The organism is Mesorhizobium sp. M1A.F.Ca.IN.020.06.1.1, assembly GCF_004023265.1.
GTDB lineage: Bacteria > Pseudomonadota > Alphaproteobacteria > Rhizobiales > Rhizobiaceae > Mesorhizobium.
On sequence record NZ_RZSR01001739.1, the window covers coordinates 1 to 528 of the forward strand.

Consider the following 528-nt stretch of genomic DNA (forward strand, 5'->3'; position numbering starts at 1 on the left):
ACATCACCCAGGCCGACATTCGCGCCGCAGCCGAGCTCGGCTACCGCATCAAGCTGCTCGGCGTCGCGCAGCGCACCGACAGCGGCATCGAGCAGCGCGTGCATCCGACCATGGTGCCGACGGCCTCGGTCATCGCGCAGGTGCATGGCGTCACCAATGCCGTGGCGATCGAGACCGACATCCTGGGCGAGCTTTTGCTCTCCGGCCCCGGCGCCGGCGGCAATGCCACCGCCTCGGCGGTGGTCGGCGACATTGCCGATATCGCCAAGAGCCGGCCGGGCTTCCAGCACGGGCCGGTCTTCGGCTGGCCGGCGAAGGAATTGAAGCCCTACAGGAAAGCGCAGATGCGCAGCCATGCCGGCGGCTATTTCATCCGGCTGACCGTGCACGACCGCATCGGCGTCTTCGCGGCGATCGCCAAGCGCATGGCCGACAACGATATTTCACTGGAATCGATCGTCCAGCAGGCCGCCGGGCCGGCTACCGAAGCGCAGAAGACCGTCATCCTCGTCACCCACGAGACAACGG

1 pseudogene is annotated in these 528 nt (G+C 67.2%); it reads left to right on the forward strand.

The window, feature by feature from the left end:
* Positions 1-528, forward strand: a pseudogene (locus tag EOA60_RS36635) (homoserine dehydrogenase); the annotation flags it as partial.